This is a genomic window from Azospirillum lipoferum 4B (assembly GCF_000283655.1).
Classification (GTDB): domain Bacteria; phylum Pseudomonadota; class Alphaproteobacteria; order Azospirillales; family Azospirillaceae; genus Azospirillum; species Azospirillum lipoferum_C.
This window is the reverse complement of sequence record NC_016622.1, coordinates 1,893,465-1,906,757: the sequence shown is the minus strand read 5'-3', so window position 1 is coordinate 1,906,757 and position 13,293 is coordinate 1,893,465. Positions and strand designations below refer to the sequence as shown.

6 protein-coding genes, 1 pseudogene and 1 CRISPR repeat array are annotated in these 13,293 nt (G+C 68.3%); all 7 genes and pseudogenes read right to left on the bottom strand.

What is annotated here, in order from left to right; all coding sequences use genetic code 11:
- Window positions 1-132 precede the first annotated feature (132 nt).
- The 7 genes and pseudogenes from AZOLI_RS08780 to csb2 all read right to left on the bottom strand — a co-directional run bounded on the left by AZOLI_RS08780 (window position 133) and on the right by csb2 (window position 13,292).
- The gene (locus AZOLI_RS08780; protein WP_014248261.1) at window positions 133-786 is read right to left on the bottom strand and encodes a division plane positioning ATPase MipZ; all 654 of its coding nucleotides are present in this window, start codon (window positions 784-786) and stop codon (window positions 133-135) included.
- A 211-nt stretch (window positions 787-997) separates the two neighbouring features.
- Window positions 998-1,849 carry a replication initiator protein A gene (locus AZOLI_RS08775; protein ID WP_014248260.1) on the bottom strand — a complete coding sequence of 284 codons (852 nt, stop codon included), beginning with the start codon at window positions 1,847-1,849 and terminating at the stop codon, window positions 998-1,000.
- A 9-nt stretch (window positions 1,850-1,858) separates the two neighbouring features.
- Window positions 1,859-2,110 (bottom strand): helix-turn-helix transcriptional regulator, encoded by a 252-nt coding sequence (locus AZOLI_RS08770; protein WP_014248259.1) that lies wholly within the window; start codon window positions 2,108-2,110, stop codon window positions 1,859-1,861.
- Window positions 2,111-2,491: 381 nt separating this feature from the next.
- Window positions 2,492-3,691: pseudogene (locus AZOLI_RS08765) on the bottom strand (IS256-like element ISAli6 family transposase).
- A 195-nt stretch (window positions 3,692-3,886) separates the two neighbouring features.
- A CRISPR array of direct repeats spans window positions 3,887-9,273; the repeat unit is 37 nt; unit sequence GCTTCAATGAGGCCCGGGCGTTTCCGCCCGGGAAGGC.
- A 229-nt stretch (window positions 9,274-9,502) separates the two neighbouring features.
- Window positions 9,503-9,799, bottom strand: coding sequence for a CRISPR-associated endonuclease Cas2 (gene cas2 / locus AZOLI_RS08760; protein WP_014248258.1), 297 nt, complete (start codon window positions 9,797-9,799; stop codon window positions 9,503-9,505).
- Between the two features lie 31 nt (window positions 9,800-9,830).
- Window positions 9,831-11,534, bottom strand: a complete 1,704-nt coding sequence (locus AZOLI_RS08755; protein WP_014248257.1) for a CRISPR-associated endonuclease Cas4/Cas1 — start codon at window positions 11,532-11,534, stop codon at window positions 9,831-9,833.
- A gap of 27 nt (window positions 11,535-11,561) precedes the next feature.
- Window positions 11,562-13,292 carry a type I-G CRISPR-associated protein Csb2 gene (gene csb2, locus AZOLI_RS08750; RefSeq protein WP_014248256.1) on the bottom strand — a complete coding sequence of 577 codons (1,731 nt, stop codon included), beginning with the start codon at window positions 13,290-13,292 and terminating at the stop codon, window positions 11,562-11,564.
- Between the last annotated feature and the right edge of the window lies 1 nt (window position 13,293).

Genomic DNA, 13,293 nt, shown 5'->3' with positions numbered 1-13,293 from the left:
CTCTTTTATCTTGCTGAATGGTCCTTCTTAATTCCCAAACCACCGATACCTATTCTTCCCCATGGCCGCCGATCGCCTGTCTTTGCCGCCGTTCCTGCGCCATGCCACGCCCGGTCCCGGACCCCAACCCGCTCAGCCCGTTTCCCCCGCCCGGCCGTGACCGAATACCTCACCGGCCAGCCGCCGGACATCGACCTCGGCCGGCCCGACAAAGTCGATCTCCTGCACCAGCAGCCCGGTGCTCCGGCTCATGGCGAAGCTCATCCGCTCACCCACCACCGCGGCGGCCACGGGCAGACGCAGGCCGCAGACGGTCATTTCGGTGCCCGGCTCGATCTCCAGGCCCGCGGGGGCCTGCGTCAGGACCATCGACGCCGTCAGGGCCGGCTCGGCCGCCAGCGCCTCGACCACCAGCTGCAAGGTGGCGGCGCAGCGCCCCACGGCGTCCCGTTCGGGATGGGTCGGCACCAGCACGGTGTCCGCCGCCAGCAGCGCCGCGCGCAGGGCCGTGGTGGACGCCGCCGGGGTGTCGATGATCACGTGGTCGAAGCCGGCGTGCAGGCCCCAGACGCCGCAACGCAGGTCCGGGCTGGCGATGCCGATGGTCTCGAACAGCGCCGGCAGACCGTTGCGCCGCCGGCAGTCGGCCCACTCCAGGGCACCGGAGCGCAGGTCGGTGTCGAGCACCGCCACCCGCCTGCCTTGCAGGGCCAACTCGCCAGCGAGGTGCACCGCCAGCGTCGTCCGCCCGGCCCCCCGGGTTTGGTTCACAAGCGCCACGATCATGGCGCCGCTCCCCGCACCGCGGCACCGGACCGGTTTTCCCCGTCCTCCCCGCGGCCCATCAACAAAGACTCGTTAGATTCTTTGTTAGATAAGTTAAGGGCGCGAATCGGCCCGGTATACCAAGGGCTTGCAGGGTGTTCGTGCACCCGATAGCACGGGTGCCGTGCACCTGATGGCACGAGCGTTTGCACACCCGATAGCACGAGCGGTGTCACCGGTTTATCCCCCGTGTCTGTGGATAAGTCTGCGGCGCAAAGCGCAGCCGTTCGCCGCCGTCCGGCCGGCGCTCGACGGCCAGCCGGTAGCCGGGCAGCCGCTGGCGCCGGGCGACGGTGCGCAGGTCGATGGCGAAGTTGGCGAAGCGGGCAAGGCTGCCCGACTTGGCGTGCAGGTGGCGGAAGTCGAAGGCCCAGCCCTCGGCCTGGCGGCCGGCGTGCTTGCGGGCGAGCCGGTACAGCCAGCGTTCGATGCCGCCGGTCAGGCCGAAATAGTCCCGCTCGATGGTCAGCACGAAGGCGTCGGCGAGGACGCCCTGGTAGAACCAGTCCGGCAGGATCAGCTCCAGCCCCAGCGGCCGGCCGGCGGCGTCGGTGCGCTCCTTCCACTCGTTGATCCAGGAGAAGCGATGCCGGCGCCGCAGGTCGGGCTGGCGCAGGTTGGTGACCACCGTGGTCGCCTGCAGCCGGTCGAGCGCGGCGCGCAGGCGTTGGTAGTCGCGCAGCGAGGTGCCGCGGCCGGTGAAGGTGAGGATCTGATGCGGCGTGGCGCTGAGCAGGCGGGCGGTGCGCAGGCCGGCGTCGCGCGCCTCAACGAGCTGGCTGGCCGCCCAGATCAGCACGTCGGCGTCCCAGATGGTGGCGATGCCGTGCTCGACGGTGCCCTCGACGCGGATGCGGGTGTCGCCGGCGGCGTAGTCGATCGGCTCGGTTCGCTTGGTCTTGGCGAGCGAGAAGAACGGATGCGCCATCAGGTCCTGCTGGTCGCGCACCGCCATGTCGCCGGGCAGCGCCACGAACAGGTCGAGCTGCATCTGGCGGTCGCCGGTGGGGAAGTCCCCGCCCATGGCGCGGCCTCAGCGGCGAGCCGGCCGGGCGGGGCGCACGGTACCGGTGCCCGGATCGGAGGTGGAGGTGCGCAGGCCCTGGTCGGCCCAGCTCCTCAGGTCCTCGACGGCATAGACCACCCGGCCGCCGATCTTGCGGTAGCGCGGGCCGGTGCCGTAGAGCCGGTGTTTTTCCATCGTCCGGCCGGACAGACCGAGGAAGCGGGCCGCCTCCGGCGTGCGCAGGAAGCGTGGGGGAAGGCCGGCGGTCTTGTCGTCCATTCGTCCGTCTCCGTGGTCTGCGGGCGCCCCTGGGACAGAGGGGCGCGTCGTGGAGCACGGTGGCGGAGGGGAGGACCGATCAGGGAGGGGAAAGACCTCGCAGGGGTGAGTCCCCCGGAGGGGAGCGATCAATGCCTTGAGAAGGCTTGGTTTCAGCGCTGTTCAATCACCGAGGGAAGGCAGAGTGGATAGCAATCTTGCCCGAAGAACAGCGTGATGACGCCGGATCAGCGGCAATCCGGATTTCCGGATCGGCTTTTCTCCGGATAGTGAGGGTGTCGGCTTTGACCTTCCCCCGGGAGAAAGGACAGATCGTGCCCCTTAGCGTGGTGTAGGAGCTGGGTCGCTCATCATGTTCTCCGGCTGGTCTGGCCGGGATTGTCAGGCGGCCACGGCGGGCAGGCTGACGAGGGGATCATCGCCGAGCGGGGCGATTGTTTCCAACGTCATATAACGAGCCCGCTGAACGGCCCATTCGTCATTCTGCTCCAAGAGGATAGCGCCGATGAGGCGTGTAATCGTTTCTTCGTTCGGAAATATACCCACCACCTCGGTGCGTCGCTTGATCTCGCCGTTGAGACGTTCAATCGGGTTTGTTGAGTGAAGCTTGGCCCGATGCTCCTTAGGGAAGGTCATGTAGGCCAGGACGTCTTCCTCCGCCTCGTCCATCAGGGCGGCTAGCTTCGGCAGCTTTGAACGGACCTGATCAGCAACTTGCCGCCACTGCGTTCGGGCGGATGTCGCATCGTCCTGTGCGAAGGCGGTGGCGATGAAGGCCGCAACGACGCGGCGCCCGCTCTTGCCGGCATGGGCGAGGGCGGTCCTGGAAAAATGCACGCGGCACCTTTGCCACGTCGCCTGGAAGACGCGGGTGACGGCGGCCTTGATGCCGCCATGGGCGTCGGAGATCACCAGCTTGACGCCGTTCAAACCACGGCGCTTGAGCTTACGCAGGAACTCGATCCAGAAGGTCTCGGCCTCGGACGGGCCGATGTCCATCCCCAGGACCTCGCGCCGGCCGTCGGTGTTGACCGCCACCGCGATGGTGACGGCGACCGAAACGATGCGCCCGTTCTGGCGCACCTTCACGTAAGTGGCGTCGAGCCACAGGTAAGGCCAGTCGCCCTCGATGGGACGGCCGAGAAAGGTCTTCACCCGCTCGTCGATCTCGGCGCACAACCGGCTGACCTGGCTCTTGGAGATGCCAGACATTCCCATGGCCTGGACCAGATCGTCCACCGAGCGCGTCGAGATGCCCTGGATGTAGGCCTCCTGGATCACCGCCGTCAGCGCCTTCTCGGCCATCCGCCGTGGCTCCAGAAAGCCGGGGAAGTAAGAGCCCTTGCGCAGTTTGGGAATGCGCAGCTCGACGGTCCCGGCTCGGGTCTACCAGTCGCGATCCCGGTAGCCATTGCGCTGAACGAGCCGCTCGGCCGAGCGTTCGCCGTGGACGGCGCCGGTCAGGCCCTGCACTTCCAGTTCCATCAGACGCTCGGCGGCAAAGCCGATCATCTCACGCAGAACATCGGCATCCGCGCCCTTCTCAAGCATCGCGCGAAGCGCCATCATCTCGTCGGTCATCGTGGTCACCCTTCGTGTGGGTTGAGGTGTGGTGACCAGACTCTATCGAAGAACCGCGATGACCGCCCCGCTGTGGATAACCGGCCCGCCTACGCCAGCCATAGGAGGGCGCTACGGCGGGCCGGTTCCCCACAGCAGCTCCTAAACCACGCTCAGGGGCACGATCTTGTGGCCAGCCTTCGGCTGCTGCCACTTGCTTCAATGAGGCCCGGGCGTTTCCGCCCGGGAAGGCCCGGACTGGACCGCCATCGCCATTTTCCTGGCGGAGCTGCTTCAATGAGGCCCGGGCGTTTCCGCCCGGGAAGGCTTTCGTTGCTGCCACCGACCCGTCTTTCCCGCACGAGCTTCAATGAGGCCCGGGCGTTTCCGCCCGGGAAGGCGACGTACAGCCTGCCACCGCTTGCTTTGGCGACATAGCGCTTCAATGAGGCCCGGGCGTTTCCGCCCGGGAAGGCCATTCCAGGCCATCCGCAGGGCCTCGCTGAGGTAGCTGCGCTTCAATGAGGCCCGGGCGTTTCCGCCCGGGAATGCCGGAGGTGATCCAGGCGGCCATGCAGCTGGCGGTCGTGCTTCAATGAGGCCCGGGCGTTTCCGCCCGGGAAGGCACCTCGGGCCGCCGGTGGAAACTCCCAGCAGCGTGTTGCTTCAATGAGGCCCGGGCGTTTCCGCCCGGGAAGGCGGGCAAAGGAGCCGGTGGCGCCCTGCCCCAGGAAGATGCTTCAATGAGGCCCGGGCGTTTCCGCCCGGGAAGGCATCGACAGCCCAACCCACGGGATGCCCAGCTTCGCCTTGCTTCAATGAGGCCCGGGCGTTTCCGCCCGGGAAGGCCATGGGCGTGACCTACGAGCAGCTGACCGGCGACCTGGCTTCAATGAGGCCCGGGCGTTTCCGCCCGGGAAGGCTCGTCCTACACGTCAGAGATTGCCGCTGCGATTTGTGCTTCAATGAGGCCCGGGCGTTTCCGCCCGGGAAGGCCCTCCAAGGTGATCGTCATGTCAGACGTCGTGCTGACGCTTCAATGAGGCCCGGGCGTTTCCGCCCGGGAAGGCGGACGGGTCCGCGTCGAGTTGCCAGAGCACGGCACGCTTCAATGAGGCCCGGGCGTTTCCGCCCGGGAAGGCAAAGCGGTCGACCCGGCCCCGGCGCGGATGGTGCTTGCTTCAATGAGGCCCGGGCGTTTCCGCCCGGGAAGGCCGCGGCCTCGGGATCGCTGGTGACCTTGGCCAAATCGCTTCAATGAGGCCCGGGCGTTTCCGCCCGGGAAGGCGCTTCTGGCAGGGCACCACGTCGGCCGCGGAGATCGAGCTTCAATGAGGCCCGGGCGTTTCCGCCCGGGAAGGCGTCTGCCACGCGCTGACCTCGATCGTCTGGGAGCAGCTTCAATGAGGCCCGGGCGTTTCCGCCCGGGAAGGCGACGGGAATGAGGGTCGGGAGGTCTACCGGAAGGGCGGCTTCAATGAGGCCCGGGCGTTTCCGCCCGGGAAGGCCAGCGATGGCGACACAGCGGGGTGCCACCGTTGGGCAGCTTCAATGAGGCCCGGGCGTTTCCGCCCGGGAAGGCCGTCTTGGCCTTGCCCTCGGCGTCGATCGACAGGCCGCTTCAATGAGGCCCGGGCGTTTCCGCCCGGGAAGGCCAGGGCTTCATCGCCGCGCAGGCGCCGGGCCAGCGCGTGCTTCAATGAGGCCCGGGCGTTTCCGCCCGGGAAGGCCGCCACGCACCAGACCGTCAACGTTGTGCTCGAACTTGCTTCAATGAGGCCCGGGCGTTTCCGCCCGGGAAGGCCCTATTGGAAAAAGTGAAGTGGCTGGGCCGGGTTCTGGCTTCAATGAGGCCCGGGCGTTTCCGCCCGGGAAGGCCACCAGTTCCCCGCATCGTCGGTCGTGCCGATGGGATCGCTTCAATGAGGCCCGGGCGTTTCCGCCCGGGAAGGCAAGGGCCTGAACGACAAGGTCTACACCGCCGGTATCAGGCTTCAATGAGGCCCGGGCGTTTCCGCCCGGGAAGGCGCCTACTGCAACGACGAAGCCGCCACCCTGATCCACGCTTCAATGAGGCCCGGGCGTTTCCGCCCGGGAAGGCCGCGTTATTTCACCGCCACCATTCCACCCATAGGTGGCTTCAATGAGGCCCGGGCGTTTCCGCCCGGGAAGGCCGTTTGCCACGCCACGCAGTCCATCGTCATGAGCGAGCTTCAATGAGGCCCGGGCGTTTCCGCCCGGGAAGGCTGGCCTTGGCCGCAACGGGCAGGGCGTTCATGTGGGCGCTTCAATGAGGCCCGGGCGTTTCCGCCCGGGAAGGCCGCCTGCGTCAACAGATCATCTGCGCGGCTATCTTTGCTTCAATGAGGCCCGGGCGTTTCCGCTCGGGAAGGCGCGTTGGTCCCCGTGATCTTCGGCGCACCGGTCGAGGTGTAGCTTCAATGAGGCCCGGGCGTTTCCGCCCGGGAAGGCGGTCGATCTGGTCGGCCCGTCTGGTCTCCGCTTCCTTGCTTCAATGAGGCCCGGGCGTTTCCGCCCGGGAAGGCCATGGTCGCCGCATCTCCACCTCCACCGGGAGCCGAGGCTTCAATGAGGCCCGGGCGTTTCCGCCCGGGAAGGCGAACGCCGCCTAACCGGGGCTGGCTACCAGGGTATTGCTTCAATGAGGCCCGGGCGTTTCCGCCCGGGAAGGCACCCGTACCCCGGCCAGTTCGAGTTGATCGTCGACGCGCTTCAATGAGGCCCGGGCGTTTCCGCCCGGGAAGGCCCGCGCGGCTCAGGGCTTCGCCCCCGCCGATCTGGCTGCTTCAATGAGGCCCGGGCGTTTCCGCCCGGGAAGGCGATCGTCACGCACGAAGACGGGCGCCGCAAACGCTTGCTTCAATGAGGCCCGGGCGTTTCCGCCCGGGAAGGCGCGGAGATATTATCGGTGTCGTGGTCGATGTCCCGGCTGGCTTCAATGAGGCCCGGGCGTTTCCGCCCGGGAAGGCCAGGCGTTGCAGGTTGTTGCCCGTCTCGCCCAGGTGCGCTTCAATGAGGCCCGGGCGTTTCCGCCCGGGAAGGCCTTGCCCTATGCTGGAGGTGCTCACGTCACCAGCAAGGGCTTCAATGAGGCCCGGGCGTTTCCGCCCGGGAAGGCGCACGCCGCGGCGACGGGCGGTGAATGGCTCCACGGAGGCTTCAATGAGGCCCGGGCGTTTCCGCCCGGGAAGGCATCGCAGACATCCAGGCGCGCATTGATCGGCCAAGTTGCTTCAATGAGGCCCGGGCGTTTCCGCCCGGGAAGGCCCTGCCCGTCCGCAGATGGCACAGACTCCGGAAAGCGAGCTTCAATGAGGCCCGGGCGTTTCCGCCCGGGAAGGCCCCGCCGCCACAGTGCGTCTTTGGTTTCCTTGTGTGGCTTCAATGAGGCCCGGGCGTTTCCGCCCGGGAAGGCCGCAGCACCACCATACAGACACTCACGGACAGTTGTTGCGAGCTTCAATGAGGCCCGGGCGTTTCCGCCCGGGAAGGCGCAGCGAGGTCTATGCCGCTGTGCATGGTGGAGACCTTGCTTCAATGAGGCCCGGGCGTTTCCGCCCGGGAAGGCACGCCCACACACTGGAGCGGCAGGCCATGGCAGCATCCGCTTCAATGAGGCCCGGGCGTTTCCGCCCGGGAAGGCGCGGCGATGGTGCGGCGCTGACCGGCGCCGGTGCCGGCTTCAATGAGGCCCGGGCGTTTCCGCCCGGGAAGGCTGGCGACGTCGGCCGAACGGTGCTGGCTGTCAGACATGCTTCAATGAGGCCCGGGCGTTTCCGCCCGGGAAGGCGGACGGGGACGAGCCGGCCCTGATCGAGCCGGTGACGCTTCAATGAGGCCCGGGCGTTTCCGCCCGGGAAGGCGTGCTCTACGCCGACAATGTTCTGCGCCCCGGTGCCACCATGCTTCAATGAGGCCCGGGCGTTTCCGCCCGGGAAGGCCTCGACTGGGCGCTCAGCAACTGCGCGATACCGATCCTTGCTTCAATGAGGCCCGGGCGTTTCCGCCCGGGAAGGCTGGCAACCGACGTCGACAGGGCTAAACTCCTCTCCGCTTGGCTTCAATGAGGCCCGGGCGTTTCCGCCCGGGAAGGCCGGGGCGAGGCGGACGCCAACCGTCCATGGACGGTGGAAGCTTCAATGAGGCCCGGGCGTTTCCGCCCGGGAAGGCGTCTGCGGGGGGCTATCGCCGATCTGCGGGAGTGCATTGCTTCAATGAGGCCCGGGCGTTTCCGCCCGGGAAGGCGGGATCGTGGACTGAGGTCTACCCGGCGATTTCCATGGCTTCAATGAGGCCCGGGCGTTTCCGCCCGGGAAGGCCCTTCACATGGCGTACAGAGCGCGGATCCGGATTCGTGCTTCAATGAGGCCCGGGCGTTTCCGCCCGGGAAGGCCGCCGCGTTGGCGAGATGGTCGGCCCGCCGCCGGAGGCGCTTCAATGAGGCCCGGGCGTTTCCGCCCGGGAAGGCACCGATGACTTCATCATCTTGCGCCAGACCGATCACTGCTTCAATGAGGCCCGGGCGTTTCCGCCCGGGAAGGCCGTGAGTGCAGCGACTGAGCGCCTCCTCACCAAGTAGCTTCAATGAGGCCCGGGCGTTTCCGCCCGGGAAGGCAATGGCCGGCCAATATTCCAAAGTTGGCTTGTCACGCTTCAATGAGGCCCGGGCGTTTCCGCCCGGGAAGGCTCTGACGTGACGCGGCCCTCGTTGACGAGTTTCCTGCTTCAATGAGGCCCGGGCGTTTCCGCCCGGGAAGGCAATGCCGCCGCCGGGGATGGACTGTCTGTCGTTGAGGGCTTCAATGAGGCCCGGGCGTTTCCGCCCGGGAAGGCGCATTGAGGGTATCCGGGGTCGCTAATGCGACTAACAGCTTCAATGAGGCCCGGGCGTTTCCGCCCGGGAAGGCAACGGTTGGCGGGCGAGAAACAGGCATTGCGCGTCGACGCTTCAATGAGGCCCGGGCGTTTCCGCCCGGGAAGGCCTGCTCCACCGACTGGACGGGCGTCATTCGCGTGACGCTTCAATGAGGCCCGGGCGTTTCCGCCCGGGAAGGCGCGCCACCCGCGACATCGAGGCATTCAGCGCCCTCAACAAGCTTCAATGAGGCCCGGGCGTTTCCGCCCGGGAAGGCCTGACGGCGAAATACGGCATGCTGGACCCGGCCCAGGTGCTTCAATGAGGCCCGGGCGTTTCCGCCCGGGAAGGCGTTGGCTCACCTGATTGAGCGTCATCGCGCTGCGCTCGCTTCAATGAGGCCCGGGCGTTTCCGCCCGGGAAGGCGTGCGTTGCCCACGGATCCGGACGATCGTGACGCCAACTGCGCTTCAATGAGGCCCGGGCGTTTCCGCCCGGGAAGGCGGCGGCGCGGGGCCGGGGCACCGGCCCCGCGCCGGGTAAGCTTCAATGAGGCCCGGGCGTTTCCGCCCGGGAAGGCTCACCCACGATATTGAGGCTGTTCAGGTCCACCGTCTCGCTTCAATGAGGCCCGGGCGTTTCCGCCCGGGAAGGCTCTCCGACCTCGGTCTGCATCTGCTTGGACAGCGAGCTTCAATGAGGCCCGGGCGTTTCCGCCCGGGAAGGCAGGTGGGCTGTACTCTCCTGTTCTATAGCTGAAAATCGGCTCGGATTCGAGCGGTCCGCGAAAAGTTCGTCGCGAGCCGCCGATCGCGGTTACGTTTCGTTCTTCACGTTGTCCAAAATTCCCGCAGAATCAATGGCCCAACTACATGCGAGCGGGTCCCGGGATTCCGCATGCGCCGGACCGCTCGCGCGGCACCCGGCAGTGCGGTAGTCTACACGCGCCGCGCGGGTCACACCACCACCGCCTCGCGCTTGATGCTCTCGAACGGACGGCCCAGGCTTTCCACGCGGGGGTCTACCGCGTCGGCCGGGCCGATGTCGATGATCAGCACATGGTCCTCGCTGGGCTTGATGATGCCGTCCAGCCGGGCGCCCAGCGCGGCGCGGCGGCGTGGGGTCAGGCGGCACTGGAAGACCGAGAATTGCAGCCAGCGCCCATAGGCCTCCATCACCTTGAACACACGGCGCCAGCGCTTCTGATCGCCGATGTCGTAGGTCACGATGTAGAGGCGTTCGTTGCCGGCCATGCGAACCTCCTTTCTGTCCTCGGCGCGGGCCTCAGCGCGGGCAGTAATGCGGGTAGCTGTCGATCTCGCCCAGCAGGTGCCGGGCGAACAGGCGGGCCTGGACGTGCAGCATCCGGCGCATGGAGATCTGATAGCCGAAGGTCGGGTGCGAGGCTTCCTGGTCCAGCCGGCGCTCGAAGGCCCGGATCAGCGTGCGGCGACCGCCAGCGGTCAGGTTGCAGCCCGGCCCGGCGGTAATGAAGTCGCCCGGCGCCAGCTCGCCGTTGTTCAGCGCCGTCAGCACCGTGGAGTCCGCCAGAATCGGGCGCAGCGGTTCCATGAAGTCCAGCGCCAGCGACGGCCGGCCCGGCCGGTCGGCGTGGTAGAGCCCGGCCCACGGGTCCAGCCCGGCGATTTCCAGCGCCGTGGCGCAGGTCCGTGTCAGCAGGGCATAGCACAGCGACAGGCAGGCATTGACCGGGTCGGCGGGCGGGCGGCGCGAGCGGCGCTCGAAGGAAAAGGCGGGCAGGTCCTTCACCTTGTCGGTGAACAGCGCGGGCAGGGCACGGAAATACACCGCCGCGCCTTCGCCCTCCACGCCCAGCAGCTCGGGCAGGCCGGAGGCCTTGGCGGTGCGGTCGGCCAGGCGCTTCAGCGTCTCCGCGGCGTGGTCGCGCTCGGCCTCGGTGCCGCGCCAGTTGCGGCGCAGGATGGTGCGCTGGTTGCGCAACTTGGCGCGCACCAGGTCGCGGGCGAACAGCAGGCGGCGGAAGGCGTCGGTGCGGGCGGCGTATTGGCCCTCGCGGACATGGGCGCTGCGCGGACCGCGCGCGCCGGTGGTGGCAATGAACCAGAAACCACTGCTCATCCAGGCGATCGGGATCTCCTCCTTGACCAGGGCATGCAGGGCCGGGGTGGACAGCGACACCGGGCCGGCCAGCACCAGTTCCGACACCTCGCCCAGGGGGACCTCGCGGTCGGGCTCGTTCTCGACGGCGATGATCAACAGGTCGCCCTTCTTGGCGACGCGGGCGCCGGGCTGCTGGACGTAGAGGGGCAGGGCGGCGTCGGCGGCCGGCGGAGGCGTCCGCGGTGCGCCGCCGCTGCGGAACAGGTTGACCTCGTCGGGCAGGCAGATGGGCAGCAGCGAACAGCGCGCGCATTTGCGGCTGTTATCCAGCGGAGGCGGCACGCGCCGGGCCGCGGCGGCGAGGCGCAGGCCGGCGGCGGCCTCGCGGGTGCGGGCGCGCAGTTCCTCGTCGAAGCTGACGGGGACGCGCTCGCGGCTGCCGGCGAACCACAGGAAGCCCTCGCCGACGCGGTAGCCGTTATCCTCCAGCACCAGGGCCTGAACGCAGAGCTGCACGCGCTCCGGCTCGTAGGCGCCGCCCTCGACGTGGGGGCGCTTGCCCTTTTTGAAGTCGATGGGGGTCAGCACGCCGTCCTCGCCCTCGATGACGTCCATCTTTGCGATCAGGCCGAGCCGGTCGGAGGCCAGCTCGATGGAGCGCACCTCGAAGGGCGGGGCGGTGTCGGCCTCCTCGGGCGGGGGCAGCTTGCCGCGGCCGGCGTCGACGCGGGCGTGGGCGCGCTTGCCTTCCTCGGTGTCGGCGTTGGCCGCCCAGGCGCCCTCCACCCACTCCAGATAGGCCAGCCGCGGGCAATAGACCCACTCGTTCACCATGCGCGCCGGCACCAGCAGGTCCGGGTCCGTCTCCGGCGGGGCTGGGAGGGGCAGGGTCAGCTGGTCGGTCATCGCCGCGGCTCCGTGGTTGAAGGACGGTCAGTCTTCGGGTATTGGCAGGACGGTCTTTTCCTGGTCGCTTTCTTCTTCTGTGGGAACGAACAGCCCCAGTCCGAAATGGCAGGCGTAGCCCAGCGCCAGCGGACCGCGATGCGGCTCCGGCAGGGTGATACGCAGGAACGCGCCGGCCGCGTCATGCTGCGCCTCGCCCCGGCCGCTGCGGAAGCGGTGGAAGTGAAGGGGGAGAAGGACGCGGTTCTTGATTTGAATCGACTTCCTTTCCTTGATTTTCAACCGGTCGACCTGATCGGCCGTGACGATGCCGCGGCGGACCAGCAGGCGCCGGGCTTCCGCAACGTGTCCGCCGGCTTTCAGATGGCCGGATGCCAGGAAGGGAGTGGCGCTGATCCAGTGGCGGCTTTCGCCAAGGAAGGGAACGTCGTCCTCGAAATCCTCCGGCATGCCGAAGCCTTCCAGCGCCAGCCGCCATTCCTGCCGGATGTCCGGACTCTCGTCCGTTTCTTCATCCGTCCCCCTGGCGGAGCGGCGGGGCCGGTCCTGTTCGCGCACCCACAGCCGCGTCACCTGATCGAGGGCGCTTCTCTCCCGCGCATCGAAGCCGTCGGCCGCATAGACCACGACATGGTCGATGAACCCGTCGCCGTCCGCGTCCTGCGGCAGCCAGAAGGCGTGGGCATGGGCGGGATCGTCGGCCAGCGGGCGGCCGTCGGCGTTCTTGCCCACGAACACCGCCGGGGCGCGGGGGAGCCGCCTGCCGGTCGCCGGATCGCTGTCCCAGCCGAAGCGCGCCATCGTGGCAAGCCGCATCAACTCGCCGATCTTCACCGCATCCTCGATGCGCGGGCGCGGCCGTCCCGCCAGCAGGAAGCGGGCGACTTTGGGGGGATCCCCGTCGGTTCGGGCGGGCCGTCCGGTGTTGCGGCGGGGCAGGGGCGATAGAGGCAAGGGCGACAGGGGCACGCAGCGGTACAGCAGGTCCCGGCTGGCCGGCGGGCGGTTCCAGCCCTGGTTCTGGAAGTCACCGGTGTCGAGCGCCAGGGCGCCGACGAGCCTGTCGGGAAGGATCGCGGCGGTCGGCGCGATCAGCTTCGCCATCGCCTTGTCGGTCGGCGGCTTGGGCTTGGTCCAGGAGGCGAGAACGCGGTCCTGCGCCATCCCCAGCAGGCGGGCGCGTTCCTGCGCATAGGCGGCGGGCGGCAGCGGGGCGATGACGCGGACGGCCTCCGTCTCGTCGGTCAGCCCATAGGACTGGTCCGCCGACGTCTCCCGGCAATTGATGGTCCACGCCCCCGTCTCGGTCCACACCGTGCATTCCGCCCAGCTTTCCGCCCGGCCGAGATAGCCGATCCGTTCCGCCAGATGGCGCAGCAGGGCCAGCGCGTCGCCTTCCAGCGTCAGCCGCGGCCATTCCGCGACGATGGGGTCCGAGGCGGGAAAACGGGCGAAGGCGTCGAACACCAGCTTGGTGTCCTTGGGATTGGCTTGCGGCATGTAATGCCGGCTGTGGGCATGGACCACCTGGGCCGGCAGTGCGTAATCCGGCGGTTCTTCCGCCAGCCGGTCGATCAGCGTCGCCAGCGCCTCCTCGGGGAAGGCGGCGTGATCGGCCTTGCGGTACCATGTGGCGACCAGCGCGCGCAGGATCCGCCAGGGTTCCGGCGGCCAAGCCACATCGGCCTCGTTGACATGGCGGCCCCAGGGCGTGGCGTGGTAGCGCCCGGCGGGGAAGGTGAAGACGAGAGCCAGCATC

Coding starts and splice junctions, on each gene's coding strand:
- AZOLI_RS08780 (WP_014248261.1), bottom strand. CDS start 786: ATGATCGTGGCGCTTGTGAACCAAACCCGGGGGGCCGGGCGGACGACG.
- AZOLI_RS08775 (WP_014248260.1), bottom strand. CDS start 1,849: ATGGGCGGGGACTTCCCCACCGGCGACCGCCAGATGCAGCTCGACCTG.
- AZOLI_RS08770 (WP_014248259.1), bottom strand. CDS start 2,110: ATGGACGACAAGACCGCCGGCCTTCCCCCACGCTTCCTGCGCACGCCG.
- cas2 (WP_014248258.1), bottom strand. CDS start 9,799: ATGGCCGGCAACGAACGCCTCTACATCGTGACCTACGACATCGGCGAT.
- AZOLI_RS08755 (WP_014248257.1), bottom strand. CDS start 11,534: ATGACCGACCAGCTGACCCTGCCCCTCCCAGCCCCGCCGGAGACGGAC.
- csb2 (WP_014248256.1), bottom strand. CDS start 13,292: ATGCTGGCTCTCGTCTTCACCTTCCCCGCCGGGCGCTACCACGCCACG.